Raw genomic sequence first — 24704 nt, 5'->3', positions numbered from 1 at the left:
ATATCACAAAAACGTTTCTAAACCCGAGGCTAACCGAAAACGGCGCTTAGAAGCTTGTCGAGATCCATAGGCACCTCGTTTTCCCAAACCTCCAGCACTGTTCCGTCTTCTGTAACTATAACAAGCGGCGTAGCCGTGAGCCACTGCCTCTGATTGACAATCTCGCCTGTCAGGCAGGTAGTATCCTGCGGCACAGGATCCGGAGCAGAGCTGCCTTGCGAGGGCAGGTGAATGAATGCTACCTTCACGTCCTGCCCGGAGGCCTGCATAACCTGATTAAACTCTTCGTAAACTGGAATCGCCTCGCGGCAGTTCGGGCAGTCGTTATGGTAGAAGAGCATTATGGACAGCCCTTCAGCGAGCTGATCTGCAATGCTGATGTCGTAAAGGTATTCGAAGTATTCACCTTCCCACTTCTCTTCTTCCACATAAAGATAATCCTCAGTTTCTGCCGGTGGTTCAAAATGCACCATCGTCCAGCTGACAGAGGCAATAAGCAGGGCTGTAGGCAGGGCGGTTGAAACCAGATGTCTTGCGTTCGGCCAAGGCGGCGGCAGGAGCTTCTCGCCTTGAGGCCTGAACAATGTAAGAAGGATTAAGACGGGCAGATTAATAGCAAAAACAGTAATCCACGGATTAACCGTTACCCCCCCGAAGCACCCGCAGGAGGCTGCCCCGCTAAGCCCCTTGTATAGGCTGTCGAGAGTAAAGACGATGAAAGCGATAACAGCGAGAAGCCAGCCGGCCTTTCTGAATATTCCGCAAACCAGCCAAATCGCAAGCCCGGTTATCAGCACCGTTTGTACGATAACAAATTCCCTTGCCTCGAATATGTTTGCGGGAACGATCGGTTCGCTGAGAACCATCTTGAACTTGGTCGCTGCCGAGAAAATCAGAACAGCGCTGGTGAGCCATAGGGTTATTTCGCTGAGAAGATTCCTGTTTCTTTCGTTCATTTAAGCGGTCCGGTGATAGTGTTTAGTGCCGTTGCAGGGGATACATCTTTCATTTCAGCAAGCTTTCGGCAGTCGCTGAATTCCGGCTTGCAAAAAACCTGCTTTCCGTTATAAAATCCTTTTTTAAGATTTACTTCACAACCCTCAATCTCTACGGTCTCAAACTCTCTCTGGAGGGTTATTCTGTCTAATTTATGGTATCTTATGCCGAGGGTTATCCCGCTTTGAAAGATTATTTCAGCTATTCGGTCAAGGTCGTCCTCTTTGCAGAGAACGCAGAATTTTACCCCCGGGCGGCCTTTTTTCATATATATAGGCTCTGTCCAAACATCCAGACAGCTTTCCTTTCCAGCTAGTTCGCCCGTGAGCGAGCCAACAAGTTCGCCTGTGCTGTCATCCACGTTTGTTTCCATCATAACGGCCTTCTCCATCATCTGCTCATCGCCTGAACTGCCTTCAGTAAGGCGGATAATATTAGCCATTTTCGGAAACTCTTTGCTTCCGGCTCCATAACCGCTGCGTATGTTTGTATAGGCGGGGGGTTCGCCGGGTAGGCAGAAATATTTCAGAATTGAAGCGCCGGTGGGTGTGAGCAGCTCAGTATCTGCCTCGCCCCTGAAAACATTGAGCCCTCTAATGAGAATCTCTGTTGCAGGCGCAGGAACTGGCATAACACCGTGCGCACATTCCACTGTCCCGCTTCCAACGGCAACCTTCGGACAGTAAATCTTCTCAAATTCAAGAAGATATATACCAAGGCAGCAGCCTACTATATCCGCAATTGAATCAGCCGCACCAACTTCATGGAAATGAACCTTCTCAGGCGTAGTGCCGTGAACTTGCGCCTCGGCTTTGGCTAACATCGAAAATACCGCTTTGGAATCCTGCTGTACTTTCTCTGGCAGATCAGCAGCATCGATCATTCGTTCAATATCAGGGAGATGACGGTGCTGATGGTGATGGCCTTCGTTTGGGCTGCTTTGATGATGATGGTGGATTACAGGGGCGAATTTCACCGCTCTAACCCCGCTGCGGATCACCTCTGTTATACTAAACCCTTCGAGCTCTTCAATCCCAAGAGACATCAAAGCAGATTTAATCTTTTCAGAGTCTGCCCCGCAGTCTATAAGAGACCCGAGAATCATATCTCCAGCAGCTCCTGATGGGCAGTCGAATATGCCGATTTTCATTGCCTTGCCGTTCCTTACATTTCTTCAAATTTAATATTCTCAGGAAGCTGTTTTTGAATTTGCTCAGCCCTGAATTTATCTTCTTCGATAGGGTCTGTGGAGAAAATGCAGTTATGGATGTAGGCAGGAGTAGATCTGCTGAACATTGAATCAGCCTTTTTCAGCGAAAGGCCTTTAATCAGCCCGGCTTCGATACCAAGACGAAGAAAGCTCAAATGCCTTTCAGTTTCATGGAAGGTGATAAGTTTTGCATTTCTCAGCACTGCGCAGGCCCTTTTTATACCGTCTTCTACAACAATGCTTTTCTTCTGAATCACTTTCTCCCGAAGGAATCTTTCACGCTCGGATATCTGAACTGCCGCTGTTTCCATACGGACGATTATTTCATCTTCGCTTAAGCCGATCTTCTGTTCGTTTTCGATCTTAGAGTAGTCGGAAATCCCGGAAGAATCTATGATAGAGTTTTCAATGGAAATATTGTACTGCTCGCAGAAGTAGTCGAGGTCTTCATCCTCTGCCTCAGCGGTAAGCATTGGTATATGAAGGAAGTATGTAACGGTAAATCCAGTACCTGAGTTTGATATTTTGCTGCAGTGGTAGCCGTATTTCGGGCCGAAAGAAAATCCGAGCTTTTTTTCAAGTTCATCATCTATATTCGACAGCGTTTCCCAGCTGTCGAATATATCATCATCCTGGCAGTTTATAAAAAGGCTTATATGGTCTTCCCCGTTGATAACGAGCGTTATCTTGCGGTTCCTGCTTACAAGAATAACCCCCAAGCTGCTTTCCTTAAACTCCTCGTCTATAAATCCCTTCTCGAGGAACATATCTATAGCGTCAAAATCGCAGTTTTCCATACTGAAAACTGTTCCGTTCTTAAAAAAATCAAGCTCCAGGGCGGAACTTAATATCTCTTCTTTAATATCTTTCAGTTCAGAACTGCATGCAGACTTCCTGAAGCGATGATTAATCAGATTCCGACGGAGATTGAGCTGAGTGCCCATCACTACATCAGGCATTTGATACAGTTTGTACATATTTTCCTCAAGCATCAAAGGCTCCTGAGCCTGTCTCGGATTTGTGCAGCACTTTCGTAGTCTTCATTTTCAAGGGCTTTTTCGATACGAATATTCAGTGTCTGCCTTATGTTTTCGTTTACGGTATCTTCAAGACTTTTAGACGGCAATTTCCCTGAATGAACGGGATTTTCGATTTCAGTATTGCTGAGAACATCGCTTATCTTATTGCTGAAAACGAAATAATCCTCAGGGCAGCCAAGGAGTGTGTCTCTCGTGAAGCCTGAATAGGTTTCCCCGCACACAGGGCATTCATAATTTTTTTGCTCAGCAGGGCTTTTTGTTTTTTCCTCTCCGCCGGCTTCTGGGCTTACTGAACCTATCAGTTTACCCATCATTTCACTTAATGAACCCCCGTTAAGAGCTTCTGAGAGCGTTTCCTGAACGCACTTCTCGCAGAAGTGCACCTCTCTTTGCTTACCGTTTATATATTCGGCCATATGTACTGAGGCAGGCCGTTTATTACATCTCTGGCATAACATATTTCACCGCCTTTGCAAAAATTCAATCTCTGCTGTATCGAACGAGGCAGCCCTTTTCCTCTTCAATTTCCACATAATCAAGCTCAACAGAGCTGAGCTCCTGCTGCATTTTATCATAGAAATGCTTGCATACAAGCTCTGTGGTTGGGTGCTGTCCGTTCAATTCAAGCTCGTTTAGATTCTGCCCTATATTGCTTATAACAATATTCAGAGCTTTTCTGAAATCCTTAAATTCGAATGCAAATCCGTATTCGTCAAGTTCCCGCGCTGCCGCACATACTCGTACACGCCAATCGTGACCGTGGCTCGGCTCTATCTCACCGCCGGGCATCTTCACCGCATGCTCAGCATAAAACGTGTCTTCTACGGTTACCTTATACATCCTACGAACTTTCTTTATTTCTAGTTTGCAGCCTTTTAAATACATTCTGCGGGATAAGGTTCGATACATCACCGCCTAAACTGGCCATTTCTCTTATTAGTGTAGAGCTTACAAACCCAAATTGTTCACTCGTCATCACAAAAACCGTTTCGATACCGGCAACAGAGCGGTTGGTCATGGCCAGCTGAAATTCATATTGAACGTCGGTAAGGTTTCTCAGGCCCCTGAGCATTACATCGGCCTTGATGCTCTTTACATATTCAACCGTAAGACCCTCGTATTTTTCCACAACTACCTCTGGCCGGCCTGTAAAGAGCTCCTGTATCATCTCAACTCGCTCATCGCCCGTGAAAATCGGAGTTTTTACGGAATTTTCACCTACCGCAACCACAACCCGCGAGAACATCTTTAGTCCTCTTTCGATTACGTCTATATGGCCGTTGGTTATCGGGTCGAATGAGCCCGGAAATACCGCAGTGATGTCTTTTCTATACACGTTTATTCTTCCTTTTAGATATAATCCTCTTCAATGATCCATTGTATAATCTTAAATTCAAATATCAATCAATTCAATTGCAGCATGTTTCCCAATAAAATATAAATATTCAGCGTGATTTATTTAATTGTTATGTTATAATATTTCCATCTTTGTAATAATATTTTTAAAGATGAGGTGAATGATGTCAGAAAAAACTTACACCCCTTTGTCAAGATGCAAAAATTGCTCAACAATTTTTTGTTCAAGAATGATTGGCGGTATTGGAAATCCAAGAAAATTTCAGTCTGTGGGTAATATGGAAAATTGCCCTAAATGTAATAATATGGCTTATGCCGCTGAGGCTGCTTATGAACCAATTTCAAATGAATTAATAATTATTAACAATATCTCTGACAAAGATATTAAGCCTCTCTATGAAAATGAAATAACGCAGGGAAGAGTTTGGGGTCTATAGAAATGCCTGCTTTAGAAGGGTTTGGAGTTTGCTGAATTTGTTCGATTTTAGGATAAAGTATTTCCTTTGAACACCTGCTCCAATTCCGCTGGTAAATTTTTCTCTGCTGGCAAGATAGATTTGAGCAGAGCCTTTGGAAGTTTTTCTCTCCTTGCCTATGCAGTTCCAAAAAGAATCAATGCAGTTTAAGGCTTGAGTATCTTCTATTGAAGAAAGCAGAAGATCTTCGAGCTCGCCCTCGCCGCAACAGTTCGGCATAATATATGCGGCTGCTGAAAGCTTTCTTTCACTGTCTGAAGTGAATTCGCCGAGTTTTTCCGGCTTAGGGAAGCCTGTATGCGAAAGAGCGTTTTTAATACTTTTAAATGTGTTTTCACAACTATTGTCTGCATCAATGATGACGGCTAATCTCCGCACTTTCCTAAAACCAGGGATTTTTGAAACATCCTTCAAAGTTTGTTTGAGATTTTTTTTGCCTTTAAGCTGAACTATTTGAAAACTGTCATCTTCGGTTATTCTTTTTTTAATAAAAGAATTCAGAAATATCTCATCGTCCTTTCCTTCCACAATGAAAACAATCTCCGATTCAGTTTTTTCCAGTTCAATTGAAGGCATTTAACTTTACCTCATTTCATACTCTTTCTCAATTGCAGACTGAATTTCATCAACATTGTAGTCTATTATGAAGTTTTTGTCGTCTTCTTTTTCAAGTCGGTACATTTTTGTTTTTTCGCTGGATTTTTTTCCTGCCTTGGCAAAGCTTGATATGCAGTCTATGGAGTGAGTTACAGCCATAATTTGCACATTATTGTTTTCTGCAAGCTTCAGGATAGCCTCCCATAAGAAGAACTGTGCAGAATAGTGCAGCCCTGTGTCGATTTCATCAATAAGGATCACTTTCCTCCCAGAGCTGATTATGGCCAGAGAGATAGCCAGAAACCTCACAAAACCATCCCCCATCACTCCGATAGGATAAAGTTTGGATTCCCCAATATCAACGTAGATTGAATCGCTGCCTATCTCAAGATTGTTTACTGACGGTGAAAAGTTTTTCAGAATCTCAATGACTGCATCTAACTGCTTATTTATCTTGAGGTTAGTAATAAAGTGAGGCATTTTGCTGATAAGATTTGCTTTGCCTGTAATAAACAAACTTGAGGTAAATCTCAGGAAATCAGGTTCTCTTCCGTGAATACCAAATTTAACCAAATCATTGCCTTCTTTATGGTCGAATTTGATAGTTTGAGAGCTTTTGCGTCCATCCCTATTTTTATCTCTATCAAACTCGCTTATATTCAGAGTAAGCCCTGAGATGCTGCTGCTGAAATAATCACTGTTAAAGCTCTCTTCGGGGTCGGTTTCTATATGCCTATAGTCTGGCAGGAAAGGCTCGATCTGTGTTGTAACAGTTTTCTCTGTGAATTCTGATTTTATCTGAGGTTCATTTTTAGTGTTAAAGCTGGTGAAGAATGTGTCCCATGGATATTTATCGAGCTGACTGATACCTCGGAAATTGTTAATATCTATAACAGCTCTAACAGGATTGCTGCTGGAAGCGAGGTATAATGCTTCTAAAAGGGTAGATTTGCCGGAACTGTTATTGCCTACAAACAGATTAACTCTGCCTATGTCTGAAACAGATATGTTTTTTAATGCTTTGAAATTATTTATTTGTGCATTTAATATCATTTCGTTTCTCAGCAGCATATAGTTAAAAATCCTGTAAAACAGCAGTCAATTTTGTTATCATCTACTTTTAATCGTGAAAAGCAATGATGTTTTTTCTCCTCAGGGGAATGAAATGAATAAGATTACTATTGAACAATTAAATACTATCAAGGGTATATTCCAGAAGAATCTTCCAGGCAGTGAGATCAGGTTCTTTGCGGAAGGCGAAAGCCTCCCCGAGCTCTCCCCGGGTCTTGATCTGGTTTTGATGGGAGACAGCGAGCCGGACAAAAAGATATTGAAGCAGATAAAAAAAGAGCTTGCTGATCAGATGCCTTTCAGTGTTGATATATGCATCTGGGCAAAGCTGCCCGACGAGCTCAGGCAGGCTATGATAAAGAAAATAAAAAAAATATGATAAAACACCTGCACAGGAGATAAAATATGTGGGACTATGCAGAAAAAGTAAAAGAACATTTCCTCAATCCACGGAATGTGGGCGAGGTTGAGAATCCTGACGGCGTGGGCGAGGTAGGCTCTCTTGCATGCGGAGATGCCCTTAAGCTCACATTCAAACTCGATGACGAGGGCAAAATTGAAGACGTTAAATTTCAGACATTCGGCTGCGCTTCTGCGATTGCCTCTTCTTCAGCTCTCACAGAGCTTATAAAGGGCAAAACGCTCGAGGAAGCAGAGAGCATAACAAACAGGGACATCGCTGATTTTCTCGGCGGGCTTCCGGATGAGAAGATGCACTGCTCTGTAATGGGCAAAGAGGCCCTTGAGGCGGCAATCGAGAACTACCGAACAGGGGAAACCGTTACCCACGAGATGGAGGGTGATGTGGTTTGCACCTGTTTCGGGATCACCGATCATGAGATAGAGGAGGTTGTTCGGGATAACAATCTTGAAACGGTTGAGCAGGTAACCAACTACTGCAAGGCCGGCGGGGGCTGCGGCGGCTGCACAGGCGAGATCGAAAAGATTATTCAGCGTGTGCGCGGGGAGAAAAAAGAATCCGGTGAACAGAAGCCCAAACGCCCCAAAAACCTCACCAACATCCAGAAGATTCAGCTCATTCAGGAGATTATCAACGAGCAGGTTCGCCCGTCGCTCAAGGCAGACGGCGGAGACCTTGATCTGATAGATGTTGTGGGCGACGATGTGATTGTGGCTTTTCGAGGAATGTGCGCAAACTGCAAAATGGCAGAGCTTACCCTCACAGATGTCGTTCAGGCAAAGCTCAGGGAGTATGTAAGCGAAGACATTAACGTTTACGAGAAAAAATAAGCCGGATTTTTGAGTTTTGAAAGCCTCTCCCGAAGGCAGGCAATAGGAGAAACATTATGGATACTATATACTTAGACAATAACGCCACAACCCAAGTGGCCGAAGAGGTGTTTGCAGATATGAAGCCGTACTTCACAGAATACTACGGCAATCCGTCCAGTATGCACACCTTCGGCGGTCAGGTGGGCAGAAAATTAACAGAGGCAAGAAACCGCTGCGCATCGCTTATAGGCTGCGACCCTTCGGAAATAACCTTTACCTCCGGCGGTACAGAAAGCGATAACTGGGCTATACGAGGGATTCTCGCCGCTACACCGAACAGAAGAAAGATTATTACAAGCAGAGTTGAACACCCCGCAGTGCTTACGATGTCCCGGTCTATGGCTCCGCACGGATACAATGTTGTGGAGATTGATGTTGATGAAAACGGAAGGCTCGATATCGACCAGCTCGAGAAAGAGGTTGACGAAGATACTGCCCTCGTTACGATTATGTGGGCTAATAACGAAACCGGAACGATATTCCCTGTGGAGAAAATAGCTGAGACAGCCCATAATTCGGGTGCTGTTTTCCATACAGACGCCGTTCAGGCCGTGGGTAAGATTCCGGTTGATATGGCAGAAAGCAAAATAGACCTCCTGAGCGTTTCCGGCCATAAGCTCCACGGGCCTAAAGGCATTGGCTTTTTATATGTCCGCAAGGGCGTGATGCTCAGGCCTTTTATTAAGGGCGGACATCAGGAAAGCGGCCGTCGAGCCGGAACTGAAAACACAGCAGGGATAATCGGGCTTGGAAAGGCCTGTCAGCTTGCTGAACAGAATATAGAAAAAGAAAATACTGAGGTAAAAAGGCTTCGGGATAAGCTCGAAGCAGGACTGCTCGAAAAATGCCCGCATGCCTTTGTCAACGGAGACAGCGAAAACAGACTTCCGAACACAACCAGCATCAGTTTCGAATACATTGAAGGCGAGGCGATTCTGCTTATGCTGGATAAGTACGGAATCTGTGCGAGCAGCGGAAGCGCATGCACGAGCGGGTCTCTGGAACCCAGCCACGTGCTAAGGGCTATGGGTGTGCCCTTTACAGCCGCCCACGGATCAATAAGATTCAGCCTCAGCATATACAACAACGAAAACGAAATCGATAAAGTTATTGAAGTTATGCCGCCTGTTATTAAAAGGCTCAGAGAGCTTTCGCCTTTCGGCAGGCGGCAGAAATAGGAAATTAAAAATTATTATTCCCCGGTAAAAGCCGGGGAATGTTTTGACAGAGTTTAATCAGGCTCAATCCCTTAAGCGTATGCTTCAAAGAGCAAAGGCTTGGACTATGCGCTGAAGTGACAGTCGTTCATTAATATTGTTTAACCGAAGGAGTATAATTATGAGAGAAGCCTGGGAAGGTTTTAAGGGAGAAAGATGGAAATCGCAGATAGATGTGCGGGATTTTATCCAGTGCAACTACACTCCCTACAAAGACGGCAGCAGTTTCCTCGCAGAGCCAACGCCGCGAACTAAAGACCTGCTTAATCAGGTCGAAGAGCTTCAGAGGCTCGAGCAGGAAAGAGGCGGTGTTTTGGATATCGACACTGAAAGGGCATCGAGCATTGCGGCGTACCCGCCGGGGTATATCGATAAAAATAAAGAGCTTATATACGGCCTCCAAACTGATGCGCCCCTGAAAAGGGGGGTAAACCCGTTTGGCGGGATTCGTATGGCACAGCAGGCTTGCGAGGCCTACGGCTACGAGCTCAGTGATAAGCTTGAGGATATCTTCAACAACTACCGCACTACCCACAACGACGGGGTATTTCGTGTTTACACAAAACAGATGCGTACAGTTCGCAGAAGCGGGCTGATTACTGGGCTTCCCGATGCATACGGAAGAGGCAGAATCATAGGTGATTACAGAAGAATTGCCCTATACGGCCTTGAATTCCTTATGAACGAGAAGCTCAAAGACAAAGATCAAATCGGCGAAGGACCGATGACTGAGCAGAGAATCCGCCTGCTCGAGGAGCTTTTCAAGCAGGTTGATTTCCTCCAAAAGCTTGGCCAGATGGCAAAATCTTACGGATTTGATATCAATAGACCCGCAAGAAACGCAAGAGAGGCAATTCAGTGGACGTATTTCGCTTACCTCGGGGCTATCAAGGAGCAGAACGGTGCTGCTATGAGCCTCGGTCGCACGAGTACATTCTTCGATATATACATCGAACGGGATATAGCAAAAGGCCTGCTTGATGAAAGCGGGGCTCAGGAGCTGATTGATGATTTCGTCCTCAAGCTCAGGCTTGCACGACAGCTCAGAACGCCTGAATACAACGAGCTCTTCGCCGGCGATCCAACTTGGGTTACCGAGGCGGTAGGCGGTATGGGAGAAGACGGCAGAACGCTGGTTACAAAGAGCAGCTTCCGCATACTCAACACGCTCAACAATCTGAATCCATCGCCCGAGCCGAACCTTACTGTGCTCTGGTCTGACAAGCTCCCCGAAGAGTTCAGGAAGTTCTGCGCAAGGATATCTGTGGACACAGATTCCATCCAGTACGAAAACGACGACCTTATGAGAAGGGAGTTCGGTGATGACTACGGCATAGCCTGCTGCGTTTCTGCGATGAAAATCGGCAAGCAGATGCAGTTTTTCGGTGCAAGGGCGAATCTTCCAAAGGTTCTGCTCTGCGCTATAAACGGTGGACGCAATGAGATTACAGGCGATTATGTTGCACCGGAGAGCGAGGCGATTGAAGGCGATATCCTAAATTATGATGAGGTTATGCAGAAATTCCTCAGCTATATGGACTGGCTCTGCGAGCTGTATGTAAATACAATGAACGTGATTCATTATATGCACGATAAATACGCATACGAAAAGCTCCAGTTAGCGCTGCATGATACTTATGCAGAGCGGTTTATGGCGTTCGGGATAGCCGGTATGAGCGTTATTGCTGATTCGCTCAGCGCAATCAAACACGCTGAGGTTAGAGCGGTTCAAGATGAGAAAGGGCTCATTAGGGACTTCGAAATCAAAGGCGATTTCCCCAAATTCGGCAATGATGACGACCGCGTGGATGCTATCGCAGAGCAGATAGTCGAAGGATTTTACAACCGCCTCTGCAAGCATGAAACCTACCGTGATGCAAAGCCAACGCTCTCAATACTCACAATCACTTCGAATGTGGTTTACGGTAAGAAAACCGGCTCCACGCCGGACGGCAGGAAAGAAGGCGAGCCGTTCGCCCCGGGGGCAAACCCAATGCACAACAGAGACAGCCAGGGGGCTCTTGCATCGCTGAATTCTGTTGCCAAGCTGCCCTATGAGGCCTGCCTCGACGGCATCTCCTGCACATTCAGCGTTACCCCGCAGGGGCTCGGAGCTGAGGAGGATGAGAGAATCTCGAATCTCGTCAACATTATCGGCGGATACTTCAAGCAGTACGGCCATCATATGAACGTAAACGTGCTCAACAGAGAGCGGCTTGAAGACGCCATGGAAAATCCCGGCAAATATCCGAACCTTACCATAAGAGTTTCCGGATATGCTGTGAACTTCAACCGCCTTTCACGGGCTCAGCAGGAAGAGGTTCTGGCAAGGACTTTCCACGATAAGATTTAAGAATCCTTTTATAGGCGGCTCTGGAAACGGAGCCGCTTATTTTGTTTTGCCATTTTTGAGGCTTCAAGCGGCTATTTTTAGCTTGTATTTGTTTTGCAGGCGCTTATATTTCTCGCCCGTTGATTAACAGGAATTCGGAAATGAACAATAAGAAAACTCTTCTGAATATAAAAGCCGGCAAAACGGTCATAGTAAGCTCTATCAGCTCCGGCCACAGACTCCAGAGACGGCTCTCGGAGATGGGCGTTGTTCCGGGTACGGCAATAAAGGTGCTGCAGAACAGCTCGGCAGGGCCGCTGCTTTTAGAAATCAAAGGAACAAAAACTGCTCTTGGAAGAGGCGCATCAGATGCTATAATTGTAAGGGAGATTGGTGTTTAATATTAGGTGGCGAAAATGGAAGAAAAGAGTAGACAAAAGATTATTGAGCTTGCAGAAAATGCAGCAGCATCGGAGATTGCAGGAAGACCCTTTACCCCCGAAAAGCCCGAAGAATCAGAGCTGTCAGCTCGCAGAGGCTGTTTTGTTACGCTGAAAACCAGCGGAGAACTCAGGGGCTGCATAGGCTGTTTCACCTCTCAAGAGCCCCTCTACAAGACAGTGTGCAGTATGGCTAGATCGAGCGTAAGCTCTGACCCGAGATTTGCAGGCAGAAGGCTCAAATCCTCAGACCTGCCCGAGCTTGAGATTGAAGTGAGCGTGCTCTCAGAGCTGAAAGAAACTCAAGACCCCCTCTCACTAAGGCCAGGGATAGACGGAATCTACATTCAAAAAGGCTTCGCCTCAGGATGTTTTCTCCCGCAGGTAATAAACGAAACCGGATGGAACAAAGAGCAGTTCCTCTCATACTGCTGCTCCCATAAGGCCGGCCTGCCTGCTGATGCTTGGAAAGACAAAGATACGAAGGTGTATCTGTTTACAAGCGAGATTATCAGCAGCCGCTCGGAATAAGCTTTCCCTCACGGCCTGAGAGCTTCGTTTGAGAGAAAAAGATTTGACAACTGTAAGCTTCGTGTTACCCTTAAGTCCTGTCTGTATTGTGATTTGCAGTTTCTGTGTCCAGCAGACGGGCGTGGATAGTTTATAGAACTTATATATAACTGGAGACGAAAAAATGAGGCAATTAAGTTTTCTCGCTGCACTTATTTTCGTTTCTGCGGCCGTTATGGCCACAGGTCACGATTTTCCTTATAAGGCAAAAGTTGCCGGCGAAAATGTATTTGTGCGTTCCGGTGCGGGGATGAACTACTACCGATGCGCGAGGGTGTCATCGCCGGAGGAAGTAACAGTAACAGCAGAGCGGTTCGGTTGGTCCCGAATTCAGCCGCTGGATACCTGCTATTCCCTCATCGCAAAGCAGTATGTCAAAAAGAGCGATTCGGGAAGCGGTGTTGTAGAAGCGAGCAATGTGAACGTATGGGCAGGCTCGCCTTACGCTTCACCCGTGCATTCAACAACCCGCCAGCTTAAGCTCAGCAGCGGGGCGGAAGTTCAAATCATTGGAATAGACGGCGACTACTACAAAATCAGGCCGCCCAGAGGCGCATCATACTGGATTAACAGCGCATACCTCGAACCTGCAGAATCAGCAGAAAAGCAGGAGAGCTCTGAAGAAAAGAGTGAAGAGCAAAGCCGGCAGGCGGATGAATCATCAGAAAACCAGCAGAGAAGCTCCGCTGAATACGACAGTGAACAAGGCGCATCCGAGGTGAAAGAGGATGAAGCTCAGGCTGGCAGTAAAGAAAATTCAGAAGCTCAGCAGGCAAAGACGGACTCAGAGCCTGATAAGCCCGAGATTACACCGGAGCAGGCGGAAAAACGCAAGCAGGCATACCAAAATTATCTTCGCTGCGCAGAACTTGTGTCTAAGGAAAAAGACAAGCCGCTTGAGGTGCAGGATTATAAGCCGATTAAGAAAAAGCTCGCTGAGATTATTGAGGCTCCAGAAGCCGGAAGGGCGGCAGTTTACGCAGAGGCTCTGCTTAGCGAAGTGAACCGCTATGAAGCAGCAAAGCTTGCTGATGAGCTGCTTAGAGATCAGGATTCAGAGCTTGCAAGAAGACGCAGCGAAATAAGGAAAAAATACAGCCGGAAGGAAAACCAAATCACCCGCGAAGAGGGCTACGCCTATACAGGCGTGCTTGCAGAAAGCTATGTTTATACGGGCGAAGAAAGGGATTTCCGATTCGCTGTGAAGGATCGCAGCGGCTCTATCAAGGCATACGCAGAGCCTGCAAACAGCACAGTTAAAGCCAGAGCTATGGATATGCTTGGAGAAATGGTTGGCTTCAAGGGCGAGATAATTGCAGACCCTGCTACGTCAAAAGTGGTTGTGCATTTCTCTCAGGTATTCGAAATATGGGAGCCCAAAACCGGCAGTGATTCAGAGCAAGGCTCATCCGACAGGGAGAAAGACTGAACTCAAACAGCGGATAAATTTAATTCTTCAACCCCGTTTCTAAGGCGGGCAGAGGGGCTCTTTTTGAAAATTTATTTACGGATACCATTATGCCAAGCCATAAGCTCAGTACAGTAAAGACCGATAAATACAATATTTTCGGCTATTCGGTGGCTGGGGAAGAATCGGTTGTTGCAGTACCTGAGCTGGGTGTTTGTTTTGATGCGGGAAAAGCTCCCGAACACATTATCCCTATAGACAACCTCCTGCTTACACACGGTCATATAGACCATTCAGCAGGCATTGCCTACTACCTCTCACACAGGCAGTTTTCAGACCAAACCCCGGGCACTGTGTTCGCCGAGAGCTCTGTTATAGACAAGCTCAAGCAGCTTGCTCAGATTTGGTCTGAGCTGGACGGAAGCCGCATAGAGGCAAATTTCATCAAAGTTCAGGCAGGGCAGTACTACCCCATCAAACCGAGGCTTTATGTTGTGCCGTTCAAAACGCGCCACAATCGGGATTCATACGGCTATACCGTCGTTGAGGTTAGACAAAAACTCAAAGAAGAATATCTCGGGCTCAGCTCTCCGGAGATTGTGGAGCTCAAGAAAAAGGGCACAGAGATTACCTACCAGCTTGAGATACCGCTTGTGAGCTATACCGGCGATACCGCCTATTCAGACTATTCCTCGATTGAGCTGGTGCGAAAAAGTGAGGTTTTCATAACTGAATGCACCTTCTTCGAGCACGACCATCTGGAAAGGGCAAAGGCAGGAAAGCATATACACATCTCTGAGCTTGAAGATATGCTCGCTCCGCTCGAGTGCAAAACCATAATCCTAACCCACTTCTCCCAGAGGACAAACATTGGCGAGGCAAAAAGCATACTCAAAAAAACGCTTCCGGATGAGATCTACCGGAAGATAATCATACTTATGGACGGTTACAGGAATAACGGTTATCAGAAAGTTTAATAGAGGAATGGAAAATGCCGCAGGTAAGCAGTAAAGAATTCGGCAAAGTTCAAGGAAAGCCCGTTGAGCTCTACACGCTCACTAACGACAGCGGAGCTAAAGCTGAAATAATCACTCTCGGCGGAACGCTTGTTTCGCTTTATATGCCCGATAAGAACGGCAAGCTTGATGATATTGTTCTCGGTTTTGGTAATCTTGAGCAGTATCTCACAGACTCTCCGTATTTCGGGGCGAATATCGGCCGCGCAGCAAACAGAATTGCCGGAGGAAAGTTTACCCTTGAGGGCAGTGAGTATCAGCTTGCGGTTAATAATGGCCCGAACGCCCTTCACGGGGGAGAAGAGGGCTTTAATATGAAGATATGGGACGCTGAGGGCTATACCAGCGGCGATTCCGCCTGCCTCAAGCTTACTTACACCAGCCCCGACGGGGAGGAGAACTACCCGGGCGAGATGAATGTGGAGGCGGTTTACTCTCTCACAGGCTCAAATGAGCTGAAGATTGATTTCAATGCCTCTTGCGATAAAACAACAATCGTAAACCTTACCCACCACAGCTATTTCAATCTTGCAGGACATAATTCCGGAAAGATTTACGACCATAACCTCAAAATCGAAGCAGACCAATATACCCCGGTGGATGAAAATATGATTCCCACAGGGCAGCTCAAGCCGGTTGAAGGCACGTTTTTAGATTTCCGCAGTCCCAAGCGAATAGGCGAAGATGCAGAAGAAGCTGCCAAGGAATACACCAGCGGCTTCGACCACAATTTCGCTTTGAACAAGCCCGAAAATGAATACGGACTTGCTGCGAGTGTTTATGACCCGAAATCCGGGAGGAAGATGGATGTTTACACAGACCAGCCCGGTCTGCAGTTTTATGCAGCCAATTTCGTTGAAAATCTAAAGGGCAAGCAGGGCGCGCTTTACAACCCGCACTGCGGGTTGTGTCTTGAGCCTCAGAAATTTCCTAACGCGATAAACATCCCGAGCTTTGCTTCACCCGTTCTGAAGAAGGGCGAGATTTATAAGCACAGCATTTCGTATTCATTCAGCACTGAATAGTCTTTAACGGCCGGCAATGCCGGCCTTTTTTAACTCTTTATTTATGATTTATCTGATTGCAGTATCTTTAATCTGGTCTTTTTCATTCGGCCTTATCAAAACGAATATGTCCAGTCTGGATCCGGCCTTAGTGGCCTTTCTGCGCCTCGTTCTTTCGGCTGCTGTTTTTCTCCCGTTCCTGAGGCTCAAGAAGACAGCCCCGCAGGTGAGCCTGAAGGTTTTTCTTATTGGGGCTTTGCAGTTTGGACTTATGTATATTGCATACATATATTCGTTTCAGTATCTCAAGGCATATCAGATTGCCGCTATGACTATTTTCACCCCGCTGTATGTGGAGATTATAAACGATTTTATTAATCGCCGATTTGCCCCTCGTCCGTATCTGTTTGTGATAATGGCGGTATTTGCCTCAGCTCTGGTAACTTGGGAAAGCCTGAGCGTGTTTGAGGCTCAAAAGGGCTTTTTTCTTGTGCAGCTCTCGAACATCTGCTTTGCCGGCGGGCAGGTGCTCTACAGAAAGCTTCTGAAATCGACTGAAGTTAAAGACAGGGAGATTTTTGCCGCCGCTTACGGGGGAGCAGCAGCCATAACGTTTACAGCGGTTCTTCTGCGGGGCAGTCTTCCTCAGGTAGCTCAGATAAGCGTAAGTCAGTGGGCGGCGCTTCTGTATCTCGGAGTAATCGCATCCGGCCTTTGCTTCTTTCTCTGGAATAAGGGCGTTCGGATTGCAAATATCACAAACGCAGCGATCTCCAACAACCTCAAGATGCCTTTGGCAGTGGCGGTTTCTCTATTCTTCTTTGGCGAGTATAAAACCGAAAGTGCGGAAAGTATTGTTCGTCTCGGCCTCGGCACAGCCCTTCTCGCTGCGAGCCTTATCCTCAATTCAAGGCAAAAGCCGGCAGACTGATTTCAGCTTAGAGCGAATTTTCTCTCGCCCATTCTCTGGCACGGTTGAAAATTTTTATGTTCAAATCTATCAGCTTCTCTTTGCCTGAAAAGCTGTCTTTTACGGCCTGTTCGTATTTTTCAGGAGCGATTCCCGTGTCGCATATCTCTATCATAACACCGAGCATAAAGGAATTGGCTGCTTTTGCGCTGCCCATCTGTTCGGCTGTTTTAATTGCGGGCACAGCAACTGCCTTTGCATTTTCCGGAAGCTTTGAGCCTTCGGCAGTAGAATCGTATAAGATGTATGCCCCATCACGCACATCTGCTGCAAATCTCTCTAGCGATGGCTTATTCATCGCTACGAGTATATCGGGATGATAAACCACAGGCGAACCGACAGCCCTTCCCGCTGCTACAACTGAGCAGTTGGCTGTTCCGCCTCTCTGCTCGGGGCCGTATGAAGGGAACCAAGATACGTGCCTTCCATCTGCGCAGGCAGCCCTTGCCGCCATCACTCCCATGCTGAGTACGCCCTGTCCTCCGAAGCCTGCTATCTTCAGTCCGAAGCCTTTGAAGCTGCTGTCGTCTGAGGGGTTAGGGGCGTTTTCCGTTTGGAGGTTGAAAAGGCCGTCTATAGCGGATTTATCGAAGCAGCTTTGCTCACGCCCCAGACGCTCAGTCTGCTCGATTTTATCCCTGAAGCAGCCGAGCGGGAATACCTTCTCCATCTGCTCATCCACAAATTTCATACTCGACTGAGCATCCTGCCGAAGATTGGTAGGGCAGTTTGAAAGTATCTCAACAAAGGCATAGCCCTTTCCGTCCCGCTGGATTCCAATAGCTTTTCTTATAGCCTTTCTTGCCTTTCGGATTTTTTTGATATTCGAAACTGATACCCGCTCAATGAACACAGGGGCATTCAAATTGCTGATTATCTCGCTCATCTTTAGCGGATAACCTGCGTCTCTTGAATCTCTTCCTTCAGGGCAGGTTACAGTCTGCTCGCCGACAAGCGTGGTTGGTGCCATCTGTCCGCCGGTCATTCCGTAAACCGTGTTGTTCACGAAGAACACAGCGAGCTTTTCTCCGCGGTTCGCTGCCTGCATAGTCTCGTTCAGCCCGATGGAGGCCAAGTCCCCGTCGCCCTGATACGATATCACAACCGCATCATCCTGCGCCCGTGATACGCCTGTACCAACCGCAGGCGCACGTCCGTGAGCCACTTGCAGATTGCCCGTATCAAAGTAGTAATATGCGAAAACTGAACAGCCGACAGGGCTGATCATTACCGTCCGTTCCTGAACGCCGAAATCGGAGATCGCCTCAGCGATCAGTTTGTGTATGATTCCGTGTCCGCAGCCCGAGCAGTAATGCGTTGCTGTGGGCGCTGCTCCGCCTTTACGCTCAAATACATCGTACATTGAGGCCGGTTTTTTTATTACTTTTTCTGCCATTTCAACACCTTCAAGCGGAGAGCTCCGCAATTTTATCCATTACTTTTTCCTGAGTTATCAGATTCCCGCCGAGCCGGTTTACAATATGAACATCGCGTTTGTACTCAACTGATGCCTTAATGTCCTCGGCCATCTGTCCGTTGCTCATCTCTACCGAGATAAATTTTACATCCCTCTCAGCTATTCGTTTGAGCTCATTTTTCGGGAAGGGATAAAGGCTTATAGGCCTTAGAAGTCCTGCTTTTATGCCCTTGCCCCTGGCCTGTTCAACAGCGCTTTTTGCGATTCGGCTGCTGATACCGTATGAAACAAGCACAACATCTGCATCTTCTGTATTGATAAGTTCGCAGCTCTGTTCGCTGTGCTCAATCCTTTTGTATTTTTCCTGAAGCTTAAAGTTAAACTCTTCAAGCTCTGTAAAATCGAGGAAGATCGAGGTTATAAGGTTTTTCATAGTTTCCTTATTCCCCGAAACCGCCCAAGAATTGTCTATTTCCGGCTTAACGGCCTGCTCGGGAAATCTAACAGGCTCTATCATCTGCCCCAGCACCCCGTCGGCAAGGACATAAGCAGGGTTTCTGTATTTGAAGGAAAGCTCGAAGGCCTTCATAGTAAAATCGCACATCTCCTGAACGCTGTTTGGGGCAAGAACGATTGTTCGGTAGTTCCCGTGTCCCCCGCCTTTGACTACCTGATTGTAATCTCCCTGCTCCGGCCCGATATTCCCGAGCCCGGGGCCAGCCCGCATTATATCCACTATCACTGCGGGAAGCTCTGCTCCGGCGATGTATGATATGCCTTCCTGCTTCAGGCTTATGCCCGGGCCGGAAGAAGCTGTCATAACTCTTTTTCCCGTGGAAGCTGCACCGAAAACCATATTTATTGCAGCTTCCTCGCTTTCTGCCTGTACGAAATTTCTTCCCAGCTTAGGGAAATATTTTGAGGCCTCATGGAGGATTTCGCTTGCTGGCGTTATTGGGTATCCGAAGTAGCAGTCGCAGCCGGCATAAAGCGCCCCGATGATTACTGCGGTGTTGCCCTTTGCAAGTTGTGTTGCCATTATCTATATCTCCATTATTCTAAGACTCCTTGCCGGAGCCCTTATTGTCATCATCTTTGTCCGGGATGTGAACTTCGATTGCATTTGGTTCGGGGCAGGTATAAAAGCAGTTGCAGCAGCCGATGCACCCGTCGCCTTTGTATTTTACGAAGTGGTAGCCCCTGTCGTTGAGCTCTTTGCTCATTTCAAGCACGTTTACAGGGCAGTCGAGTATGCATCTCCCGCAGGCCTTGCATTCAATTGCCCGAATAATAGGATACGGCTTTTTGCCTTTATCTTTAGTCATTTGGATTTTCCTTAGTCTTAAAAACAATAATCAGGCATTTTGAGCCTGATTTTAGATGCACCCTCTCCCCCGAATGCATATTTTTGTAATTATAAATTTTCCTCAGTTATTTTCAAGATATGCCGGCAAAGAAAAACGCAGAGGGGAATTAGTTGATAGAAAGAAAGATTACTGAAATCGGAAAAAATAAAGTCTATTCTTCAATCTTTCTGCACTCTTTTGTCCAGTCTGAGCTAAGTGCCTTGAGGTCGCATAGGTCTATCTTTGCCTTTTCCTCCTCATAGTCGGGAATCCCGTTTGCCCCTGAAATGTTTGCAGTTAAGTTTTTGTAGCCGGCGGGTATCTGGTGATTCATCCAGTTTCTTGCAAGTATGCTGAAGTCTTCCATATCAGCCTTGCTGCTTTCGTTGAAATCTGCCAGGATGCGGTTCCCTATATATAGAACTCCGCTTCCGTATGGCTCTGAATGTCTGTATTCTCCGGGGGGCAGGTCTTTTAGAGGTATAACCCCCTCATTGCCTTCTATAGCAGCTCTGACGTCATATAACGGATAGAATTCATTCAGCCCGTTGGGGTCTTCAGGCGTGCCTCGGCTGCTTGTCTGCTGGAATAAGATAGAGCTGCCGCCGAATGCGGGGGCCTCTCCCTGGAATGTGAATATAAGGTTGTTGGAAGTTTGCTCTCTGAAATTTCCGTAGCTGCTGAGTTTCAGGTAGTAGGGCGCTGTGCTGTCTTCTGAACGCACATCAAGCGATAAGCTGTTGGGGTCGTTGGGGTCGTTGTAATATGTAACATCCGAGTAAATAACGGCTTCCTCAGTTGTGTCGGATAAACATTTGTCCGAGAGATCGTATCCGTCCTTTGCGTTGGGATATCTGTCGTCTTTTCTGCTTATATCTATCTTTCTGGAGACTATCTGAGAGCCGGAAATTTCTAAATAGTTTTTGATTCGCAGCCTTTGCGGCAGGCCTGCATAAAAGTTATCAAGCATTAGATAGCTCTTGTATATACGGTCGTTTCGGTCGTAAACGCCGCAGGTGAGGTAGTATTCGCCCGCTGTTTGCTCAGTGAACTCATATTCGAACGTGCTCCAGTTTTCCATTGAACGGAAATCACCAACGGTTTCCACATCCATCTCGGTTTTGCCGTTTTCGAATTCAATCTCGATAGTAGAGAGGTCTGTTTCCCTCTCTCTGCTTGCGGGATTTAGTGTTATTTTGGCATAATCATTCCAGCCGTAGTAGTCGGCTGTTGCAAAATAATAAACGCCGCCAATCACTTCTCCGGGCTGAAAAGTGATCTTTTGACGTATCTCTGCCATAATAGAATCCCCGTCGTCTGAGCCCGTATCACCGGTAGAAAGAACTGCGAAGTAATCCCCGTGAACAGCTTGTGCAGGATCTAAATCCCACTCTACTTGAGAGGCCTGACTGTACTCAAAAGATACATCTGCAGTCCCAAATGAAGAGACGCATCGAACTGAATTCGTTGTTTCCCAGCTTTGCTCAAAGAGGTTTGGGTCGTTTTCGTCGAAAATCTCAAAACTTCCGTTTAAAATATCTGCTCCGGACAAAGGTTCGCAGCAGAACGCAATAAGGGAAAACAGCAAAATGTTTATTGTATTTTTCTTGGAAAAACTCAATTTTTTTATTAAATAATAACACTGTTAGCAATGATAACTTATAAAAAATCATACGCCTATCCAGGCTCTATGGTTCACTAAAAAGCCGATTATATTTCTTGTTTGAAATTCAACAACCATATTATGCATTTTATGGCTAAAAAATACTAAAGCTGATCGGATAATCCTGCCCAAATTATCATCTCAAAGCCCTTATAACACAATATTTACGGGAGGCTCTAAATCAAGCTGCAAAAGATGACTAAAACCGAGAAAACCTGCTGAAAACACCCCCGAGTGAGCTGCAAATATGGAAAGGTATATTGTTTTTGAAGTATTTATGCTTATTATTGTGGGCGAGAATAATTTATGCAGCAAAATTAAAACTGTTTAATCAGTTAATGGTATTAGATATATGTTTTACTATTATGATGATATGGTAACCAGAGGCAGGGGGCTCATTCTCCACCCGGGAGCTCTGGGCGACTGCATCTTAACGCTTAAACTTGCAGACTACCTCAAATCCCGCCTCGGCCTTGCCAGCATCGATTTTTTCGGCCAGATAAGGAACATATCCTTCTTCCCGGGAAGAACGAGCATAGACAGAATAAGCGATATAAGCTCAGCCAGCATATCAAGGCTTTTTCTGCCGAGCAAAGACTTCGATCCTTCAGCGGAGAAAGACCTTGCAGAGAAATTCAGCTTTTACGACTGGATAATCAGCTTTATGGGCGAGGAGGGGAGTGATTTTGAAGCTAATCTTGCTGTAACTGCATGCCTTAGCTCCGCGCCTGAGATTTCGATTATTCCTGCCTGCCCGCCGGAGGATTACCAAGGCCATATAAGCCGGTTTTATCTGGAAAGTTTCTTCAACAGAAAGCTTGTTTCATTAGAGGCTTTCGGCATTGACAATCCGCATAAATACCTCCACCAGCAGCACGAATCGCTTATTTTGGCAAACTTAAACGATGTTCACGCTGGGCGGGAGATGCTGCAAAGCCGCAGTGTTGGGCTGAAGGGCTCAGAGAGGCTTGTAGTGATATGCCCTGGCAGCGGAGGGGGATTTAAGTGCTGGCATATTGAGAATTTTATCAAAGCATCTCAAATCCTTTCATCAGAAGGCTTTAGGCCAATCTTCCTGCTTGGTTATGTTGAACAGGAGCGTTTCACCTGCGATGATGTGCGGCGTCTTGAAAACGCTGGGGCTGTGCTTTCAGGGCTCAGCATTGAACAGGCAGTGAGCCTGCTTACCCATACGGATATCTTTCTTGGTAATGATTCGGGCGTAACTCATCTGGCAGGGCTTATGGGGCTGCCGGTGCTTGCTGTTTTCGGGAAAACCGATCCTAACAGATTTTCCCCGCTGGGGGGCAGGGCAAACATAACTGTTCAGCCGGAAAAAAGCTTCTCTGAATTCAGCGAAGCAAGCGTTGAGGATGTATGTTCGAGGCTCAGAGAAATGCTCGATTAGGGGCTCTGCTTATCCGCCAGCCTGCTTTACTTTGTATCCTTTGTCTTTGAGAATTTTCTCAAGCTGATCACGCTTTTCGCCTTGAATTTCGATTCTGCCTTCCTTCATGCTTCCCCCGCAGCCGCACTTTTTCTTCAGCTCGCTCGTGAGCTCTTTTAGATCGGAATCAGTAAGCCCGAGCCCTGTAATCACGCTCATCCCTTTGCCTTTGCGGCCTTTGGTTTCCCGCTTTATGCGAACGATTCCATCTGTGGGGCGGGGCTTTTCAATCTCAGAGCAGATGCATTCATCCAAAGGCCTGTCGCATTCAGGGCACATCCTGCCTGAATCAGTGGAAAAAACTATTCTGTCGTTCATTTTCTGCCTCCTGCATAGATTAAAAATTCATCCAAAGCACTTCCGTTCTGGTTTGCCCTGAATTTTTCATATAAGATTTCGTTTCAAGCTCTTCTCTGCGCCAGTCTTTGAGCTTTTCTGAGTAGAGATTTGATTCGTACCCGCTGAGAATCACTTTCCCTCTGCATTCTCTGAGTTTTTCGAGCAGTGTTGTATGCTCCTCTACGCTCATTTCGCATCCGTAGGTGTTTGTGTTGCTGTTTCTGGTTTCAGGCAGGTAGGGCGGGTCGCAGTATGTCAGGCTGTCTTTTCGGTCGTACTTGCTGATCAGCTTTACAGCATCAAGGTTTTCAATCACCACGCTCCTGAATCTCTCCGCAATCGGCTCAAGCCCTTCGATGGATGACAGATATTTCGATACAGGTTCGGCCATCTTGCGTCTTGCTCTCAGGCTCATCACCCAGCTTGCAGGCCTGAGCCTGCTCATACCTGTGCCTCCCATGCTTTGGCGGCATTTGATGAAGAAGTTATATGCCCTGTGCACCGGCTCTTCCGGCTCGGGTTCTGCGATAACCTTCTCAAAAACCTCCCTTGAATACGGGGTTAGAGCGAGCCTTCGCTCAAGCTCTTCGAAAAGCTCTTTTTCCCTGAGAACGTAGTAGAAATTTGAGATTCGGCTGTCCAAATCATTGAAGATTTCCACCTCGCTTTCAATTTTGTTGATCAGTATGTTTCCTGCGCCGCCGAAAGGCTCAATAAATATGCGGTGCTCGGGAAAATATTCTATTATCCACTGCGAATAATAGTATTTTCCTCCGTACCAGGCAAAAGGTGCCCGCCGGCTGCCCGCATAGTAACTCGTGCTTTTTCTTTGCTGATTGCCAAAAAGATCCTCAGAGCTGTCTTTTGTTTTAGACATATTCATATTTCCTGAAAAAATGTATATGTGAATAATCTAAGGGTGCTGAATATTAATTCAAGAAATTTGTTTTTTCAACGAGAAAAATTAACTGCGCAGATTCTCATCAGTACTTTTCTGAAAAGCAGAAAAAACTCTTAAAGGTGCTTATAAGGGGTTATTCCATGAAAAAACGCCGGACAGTCTTTTTTGCAATAATATAGAAAAGTTTGCTCAAGAACAAACCGATAACAATCCCCGCCAGATTAAAGAGCAAATCCAGCCAGTCCGCATTCCTCCCTACAAGTGCCTGCGTCCCTTCATCCACTGCCGAAAATACAAGCAGTGCTCCAAGCAGGCGGTGCAGTGCCTTCCGGGAAAATTCCGCAAATCTTGCTGCTAAAAAGTACAGAAATGCAACCCCGCCGTATGCTAGCAAATGAAGAGCCTTATCTCCCAATGTGTGGATAAATCCGCCGTAATCTTCTTTGAGCTGCTCCATCGGAGCATGCGTAAGATAGATTAGCAGTATCGTTGCCAATACCGCAAGCGAAAATACTAATCTGGAGATAAACAGGGTGCTGAGCTTCATGGATTAAAAAAAAAGCGGAGCAAATTAAGCCCCGCTTTTATGACTTTT

At 46.4% G+C, this 24704-nt stretch carries 27 protein-coding genes; 12 read left to right on the top strand and 15 right to left on the bottom strand.

Going from position 1 to position 24704, the window contains the following annotated elements; all coding sequences use genetic code 11:
* Nucleotides 1–29: 29 nt before the first annotated feature.
* From L21SP3_RS05805 to coaD, 6 genes are all read right to left on the bottom strand, one after another.
* Nucleotides 30–956, bottom strand: a complete 927-nt coding sequence (locus L21SP3_RS05805; protein ID WP_077539952.1) for a MauE/DoxX family redox-associated membrane protein — start codon at nucleotides 954–956, stop codon at nucleotides 30–32.
* Nucleotides 953–2146, bottom strand: a complete 1194-nt coding sequence (larC, locus tag L21SP3_RS05800; protein WP_077539951.1) for a nickel pincer cofactor biosynthesis protein LarC — start codon at nucleotides 2144–2146, stop codon at nucleotides 953–955. The genes L21SP3_RS05805 and larC overlap by 4 nt, the downstream gene beginning before the upstream one ends.
* A gap of 14 nt (nucleotides 2147–2160) precedes the next feature.
* A complete protein-coding gene (locus L21SP3_RS05795) occupies nucleotides 2161–3198 on the bottom strand; it encodes a hypothetical protein (protein WP_077539950.1) in 1038 nt (345 codons plus the stop codon).
* A complete protein-coding gene (locus L21SP3_RS05790) occupies nucleotides 3198–3662 on the bottom strand; it encodes a UvrB/UvrC motif-containing protein (RefSeq protein ID WP_161488117.1) in 465 nt (154 codons plus the stop codon). The genes L21SP3_RS05795 and L21SP3_RS05790 overlap by 1 nt, the downstream gene beginning before the upstream one ends.
* Nucleotides 3663–3726: 64 nt before the next feature.
* Complete coding sequence (locus tag L21SP3_RS05785; protein ID WP_161488116.1) at nucleotides 3727–4086, bottom strand: 6-pyruvoyl trahydropterin synthase family protein; 360 nt, start codon at nucleotides 4084–4086, stop codon at nucleotides 3727–3729.
* Nucleotide 4087: 1 nt separating this feature from the next.
* Nucleotides 4088–4582: a pantetheine-phosphate adenylyltransferase gene (gene coaD, locus L21SP3_RS05780; RefSeq protein ID WP_227806824.1), complete on the bottom strand. Its 495-nt coding sequence runs from the start codon at nucleotides 4580–4582 to the stop codon at nucleotides 4088–4090.
* 181 nt (nucleotides 4583–4763) lie between these two features.
* Between coaD and L21SP3_RS05775 the strand changes: the two genes are divergently transcribed.
* Nucleotides 4764–5039, top strand: a complete 276-nt coding sequence (locus L21SP3_RS05775) for a hypothetical protein (protein WP_123785146.1) — start codon at nucleotides 4764–4766, stop codon at nucleotides 5037–5039.
* Here L21SP3_RS05775 and L21SP3_RS05770 read toward each other — a convergent pair.
* On the bottom strand, nucleotides 5034–5654 hold the full coding sequence (locus L21SP3_RS05770; RefSeq protein ID WP_077539946.1) for a DUF3226 domain-containing protein: 621 nt from the start codon (nucleotides 5652–5654) through the stop codon (nucleotides 5034–5036). The genes L21SP3_RS05775 and L21SP3_RS05770 overlap by 6 nt on opposite strands.
* A gap of 6 nt (nucleotides 5655–5660) precedes the next feature.
* Nucleotides 5661–6746 (bottom strand): AAA family ATPase, encoded by a 1086-nt coding sequence (locus L21SP3_RS05765; protein ID WP_077539945.1) that lies wholly within the window; start codon nucleotides 6744–6746, stop codon nucleotides 5661–5663.
* Nucleotides 6747–6840: 94 nt separating this feature from the next.
* On the opposite strand from L21SP3_RS05765, the gene L21SP3_RS05760 reads away from it, so the two are divergent.
* The 10 genes from L21SP3_RS05760 to L21SP3_RS05715 all read left to right on the top strand — a co-directional run bounded on the left by L21SP3_RS05760 (nucleotide 6841) and on the right by L21SP3_RS05715 (nucleotide 16957).
* Nucleotides 6841–7125, top strand: coding sequence for a hypothetical protein (locus tag L21SP3_RS05760; RefSeq protein ID WP_123785145.1), 285 nt, complete (start codon nucleotides 6841–6843; stop codon nucleotides 7123–7125).
* Between the two features lie 26 nt (nucleotides 7126–7151).
* On the top strand, nucleotides 7152–7997 hold the full coding sequence (gene nifU, locus L21SP3_RS05755) for a Fe-S cluster assembly protein NifU (protein ID WP_077539943.1): 846 nt from the start codon (nucleotides 7152–7154) through the stop codon (nucleotides 7995–7997).
* 56 nt (nucleotides 7998–8053) lie between these two features.
* Nucleotides 8054–9217 (top strand): cysteine desulfurase NifS, encoded by a 1164-nt coding sequence (gene nifS, locus L21SP3_RS05750; protein WP_077539942.1) that lies wholly within the window; start codon nucleotides 8054–8056, stop codon nucleotides 9215–9217.
* 160 nt (nucleotides 9218–9377) lie between these two features.
* Nucleotides 9378–11609, top strand: a complete 2232-nt coding sequence (pflB, locus tag L21SP3_RS05745) for a formate C-acetyltransferase (protein WP_077539941.1) — start codon at nucleotides 9378–9380, stop codon at nucleotides 11607–11609.
* Between the two features lie 140 nt (nucleotides 11610–11749).
* Nucleotides 11750–11989, top strand: a complete 240-nt coding sequence (locus L21SP3_RS05740; RefSeq protein WP_077539939.1) for a FeoA family protein — start codon at nucleotides 11750–11752, stop codon at nucleotides 11987–11989.
* A 15-nt stretch (nucleotides 11990–12004) separates the two neighbouring features.
* A complete protein-coding gene (gene amrA, locus L21SP3_RS05735; protein ID WP_077539937.1) occupies nucleotides 12005–12559 on the top strand; it encodes an AmmeMemoRadiSam system protein A in 555 nt (184 codons plus the stop codon).
* Between the two features lie 163 nt (nucleotides 12560–12722).
* Nucleotides 12723–14027 (top strand): hypothetical protein, encoded by a 1305-nt coding sequence (locus L21SP3_RS05730; protein WP_077539935.1) that lies wholly within the window; start codon nucleotides 12723–12725, stop codon nucleotides 14025–14027.
* 89 nt (nucleotides 14028–14116) lie between these two features.
* On the top strand, nucleotides 14117–14983 hold the full coding sequence (locus tag L21SP3_RS05725; RefSeq protein WP_077539933.1) for an MBL fold metallo-hydrolase: 867 nt from the start codon (nucleotides 14117–14119) through the stop codon (nucleotides 14981–14983).
* Nucleotides 14984–14997: 14 nt separating this feature from the next.
* Nucleotides 14998–16047, top strand: a complete 1050-nt coding sequence (locus tag L21SP3_RS05720) for an aldose epimerase family protein (RefSeq protein WP_077539931.1) — start codon at nucleotides 14998–15000, stop codon at nucleotides 16045–16047.
* Nucleotides 16048–16090: 43 nt separating this feature from the next.
* Nucleotides 16091–16957, top strand: coding sequence for a DMT family transporter (locus tag L21SP3_RS05715; protein ID WP_161488115.1), 867 nt, complete (start codon nucleotides 16091–16093; stop codon nucleotides 16955–16957).
* Between the two features lie 7 nt (nucleotides 16958–16964).
* Here the strand turns inward: L21SP3_RS05715 and L21SP3_RS05710 are convergent, their stop codons facing one another.
* From L21SP3_RS05710 to L21SP3_RS05695, 4 genes are all read right to left on the bottom strand, one after another.
* Nucleotides 16965–18392 (bottom strand): 2-oxoacid:acceptor oxidoreductase family protein, encoded by a 1428-nt coding sequence (locus tag L21SP3_RS05710; protein WP_077541863.1) that lies wholly within the window; start codon nucleotides 18390–18392, stop codon nucleotides 16965–16967.
* A gap of 10 nt (nucleotides 18393–18402) precedes the next feature.
* A complete protein-coding gene (locus tag L21SP3_RS05705; protein WP_077539927.1) occupies nucleotides 18403–19452 on the bottom strand; it encodes a 3-methyl-2-oxobutanoate dehydrogenase subunit VorB in 1050 nt (349 codons plus the stop codon).
* Between the two features lie 19 nt (nucleotides 19453–19471).
* Nucleotides 19472–19738, bottom strand: a complete 267-nt coding sequence (locus L21SP3_RS05700; protein ID WP_077539925.1) for a 4Fe-4S dicluster domain-containing protein — start codon at nucleotides 19736–19738, stop codon at nucleotides 19472–19474.
* Nucleotides 19739–19931: 193 nt separating this feature from the next.
* Complete coding sequence (locus L21SP3_RS05695) at nucleotides 19932–21311, bottom strand: hypothetical protein (protein WP_077539923.1); 1380 nt, start codon at nucleotides 21309–21311, stop codon at nucleotides 19932–19934.
* Between the two features lie 463 nt (nucleotides 21312–21774).
* Between L21SP3_RS05695 and L21SP3_RS05690 the strand changes: the two genes are divergently transcribed.
* Nucleotides 21775–22830 (top strand): glycosyltransferase family 9 protein, encoded by a 1056-nt coding sequence (locus L21SP3_RS05690; protein WP_077539921.1) that lies wholly within the window; start codon nucleotides 21775–21777, stop codon nucleotides 22828–22830.
* 9 nt (nucleotides 22831–22839) lie between these two features.
* Here L21SP3_RS05690 and L21SP3_RS05685 read toward each other — a convergent pair whose 3' ends face one another.
* The 3 genes from L21SP3_RS05685 to L21SP3_RS05675 all read right to left on the bottom strand — a co-directional run bounded on the left by L21SP3_RS05685 (nucleotide 22840) and on the right by L21SP3_RS05675 (nucleotide 24656).
* Nucleotides 22840–23187, bottom strand: a complete 348-nt coding sequence (locus tag L21SP3_RS05685; protein ID WP_077539920.1) for a translation initiation factor Sui1 — start codon at nucleotides 23185–23187, stop codon at nucleotides 22840–22842.
* A gap of 19 nt (nucleotides 23188–23206) precedes the next feature.
* Nucleotides 23207–24085 carry a DNA adenine methylase gene (locus L21SP3_RS05680; RefSeq protein ID WP_161488114.1) on the bottom strand — a complete coding sequence of 293 codons (879 nt, stop codon included), beginning with the start codon at nucleotides 24083–24085 and terminating at the stop codon, nucleotides 23207–23209.
* Nucleotides 24086–24242: 157 nt separating this feature from the next.
* A complete protein-coding gene (locus tag L21SP3_RS05675; protein ID WP_077539916.1) occupies nucleotides 24243–24656 on the bottom strand; it encodes a VanZ family protein in 414 nt (137 codons plus the stop codon).
* Nucleotides 24657–24704: the final 48 nt, after the last annotated feature.

This window comes from Sedimentisphaera cyanobacteriorum (assembly GCF_001997385.1).
Classification (GTDB): Bacteria; Planctomycetota; Phycisphaerae; order Sedimentisphaerales; family Sedimentisphaeraceae; genus Sedimentisphaera; species Sedimentisphaera cyanobacteriorum.
The sequence above is the reverse complement of the archived record's forward strand: the minus strand, read 5'-3'. Positions and strand labels throughout refer to the sequence as shown.

Excerpts from the sequence above, each read along its gene's own strand:
- L21SP3_RS05720 (WP_077539931.1), top strand. The coding sequence starts at position 14,998 with ATGCCGCAGGTAAGCAGTAAAGAATTCGGCAAAGTTCAAGGAAAGCCC.
- L21SP3_RS05685 (WP_077539920.1), bottom strand. The coding sequence starts at position 23,187 with ATGAACGACAGAATAGTTTTTTCCACTGATTCAGGCAGGATGTGCCCT.
- L21SP3_RS05770 (WP_077539946.1), bottom strand. The coding sequence starts at position 5,654 with ATGCCTTCAATTGAACTGGAAAAAACTGAATCGGAGATTGTTTTCATT.
- L21SP3_RS05790 (WP_161488117.1), bottom strand. The coding sequence starts at position 3,662 with ATGGCCGAATATATAAACGGTAAGCAAAGAGAGGTGCACTTCTGCGAG.
- L21SP3_RS05765 (WP_077539945.1), bottom strand. The coding sequence starts at position 6,746 with ATGCTGCTGAGAAACGAAATGATATTAAATGCACAAATAAATAATTTC.
- L21SP3_RS05690 (WP_077539921.1), top strand. The coding sequence starts at position 21,775 with ATGTTTTACTATTATGATGATATGGTAACCAGAGGCAGGGGGCTCATT.
- L21SP3_RS05740 (WP_077539939.1), top strand. The coding sequence starts at position 11,750 with ATGAACAATAAGAAAACTCTTCTGAATATAAAAGCCGGCAAAACGGTC.
- L21SP3_RS05725 (WP_077539933.1), top strand. The coding sequence starts at position 14,117 with ATGCCAAGCCATAAGCTCAGTACAGTAAAGACCGATAAATACAATATT.
- L21SP3_RS05680 (WP_161488114.1), bottom strand. The coding sequence starts at position 24,085 with ATGTCTAAAACAAAAGACAGCTCTGAGGATCTTTTTGGCAATCAGCAA.
- L21SP3_RS05805 (WP_077539952.1), bottom strand. The coding sequence starts at position 956 with ATGAACGAAAGAAACAGGAATCTTCTCAGCGAAATAACCCTATGGCTC.
- L21SP3_RS05775 (WP_123785146.1), top strand. The coding sequence starts at position 4,764 with ATGATGTCAGAAAAAACTTACACCCCTTTGTCAAGATGCAAAAATTGC.
- L21SP3_RS05705 (WP_077539927.1), bottom strand. The coding sequence starts at position 19,452 with ATGGCAACACAACTTGCAAAGGGCAACACCGCAGTAATCATCGGGGCG.
- L21SP3_RS05760 (WP_123785145.1), top strand. The coding sequence starts at position 6,841 with ATGAATAAGATTACTATTGAACAATTAAATACTATCAAGGGTATATTC.
- amrA (WP_077539937.1), top strand. The coding sequence starts at position 12,005 with ATGGAAGAAAAGAGTAGACAAAAGATTATTGAGCTTGCAGAAAATGCA.
- nifS (WP_077539942.1), top strand. The coding sequence starts at position 8,054 with ATGGATACTATATACTTAGACAATAACGCCACAACCCAAGTGGCCGAA.
- L21SP3_RS05785 (WP_161488116.1), bottom strand. The coding sequence starts at position 4,086 with ATGTATAAGGTAACCGTAGAAGACACGTTTTATGCTGAGCATGCGGTG.
- L21SP3_RS05710 (WP_077541863.1), bottom strand. The coding sequence starts at position 18,392 with ATGGCAGAAAAAGTAATAAAAAAACCGGCCTCAATGTACGATGTATTT.
- L21SP3_RS05700 (WP_077539925.1), bottom strand. The coding sequence starts at position 19,738 with ATGACTAAAGATAAAGGCAAAAAGCCGTATCCTATTATTCGGGCAATT.
- L21SP3_RS05795 (WP_077539950.1), bottom strand. The coding sequence starts at position 3,198 with ATGCTTGAGGAAAATATGTACAAACTGTATCAAATGCCTGATGTAGTG.
- L21SP3_RS05715 (WP_161488115.1), top strand. The coding sequence starts at position 16,091 with ATGATTTATCTGATTGCAGTATCTTTAATCTGGTCTTTTTCATTCGGC.
- pflB (WP_077539941.1), top strand. The coding sequence starts at position 9,378 with ATGAGAGAAGCCTGGGAAGGTTTTAAGGGAGAAAGATGGAAATCGCAG.
- L21SP3_RS05675 (WP_077539916.1), bottom strand. The coding sequence starts at position 24,656 with ATGAAGCTCAGCACCCTGTTTATCTCCAGATTAGTATTTTCGCTTGCG.
- nifU (WP_077539943.1), top strand. The coding sequence starts at position 7,152 with ATGTGGGACTATGCAGAAAAAGTAAAAGAACATTTCCTCAATCCACGG.
- larC (WP_077539951.1), bottom strand. The coding sequence starts at position 2,146 with ATGAAAATCGGCATATTCGACTGCCCATCAGGAGCTGCTGGAGATATG.
- L21SP3_RS05730 (WP_077539935.1), top strand. The coding sequence starts at position 12,723 with ATGAGGCAATTAAGTTTTCTCGCTGCACTTATTTTCGTTTCTGCGGCC.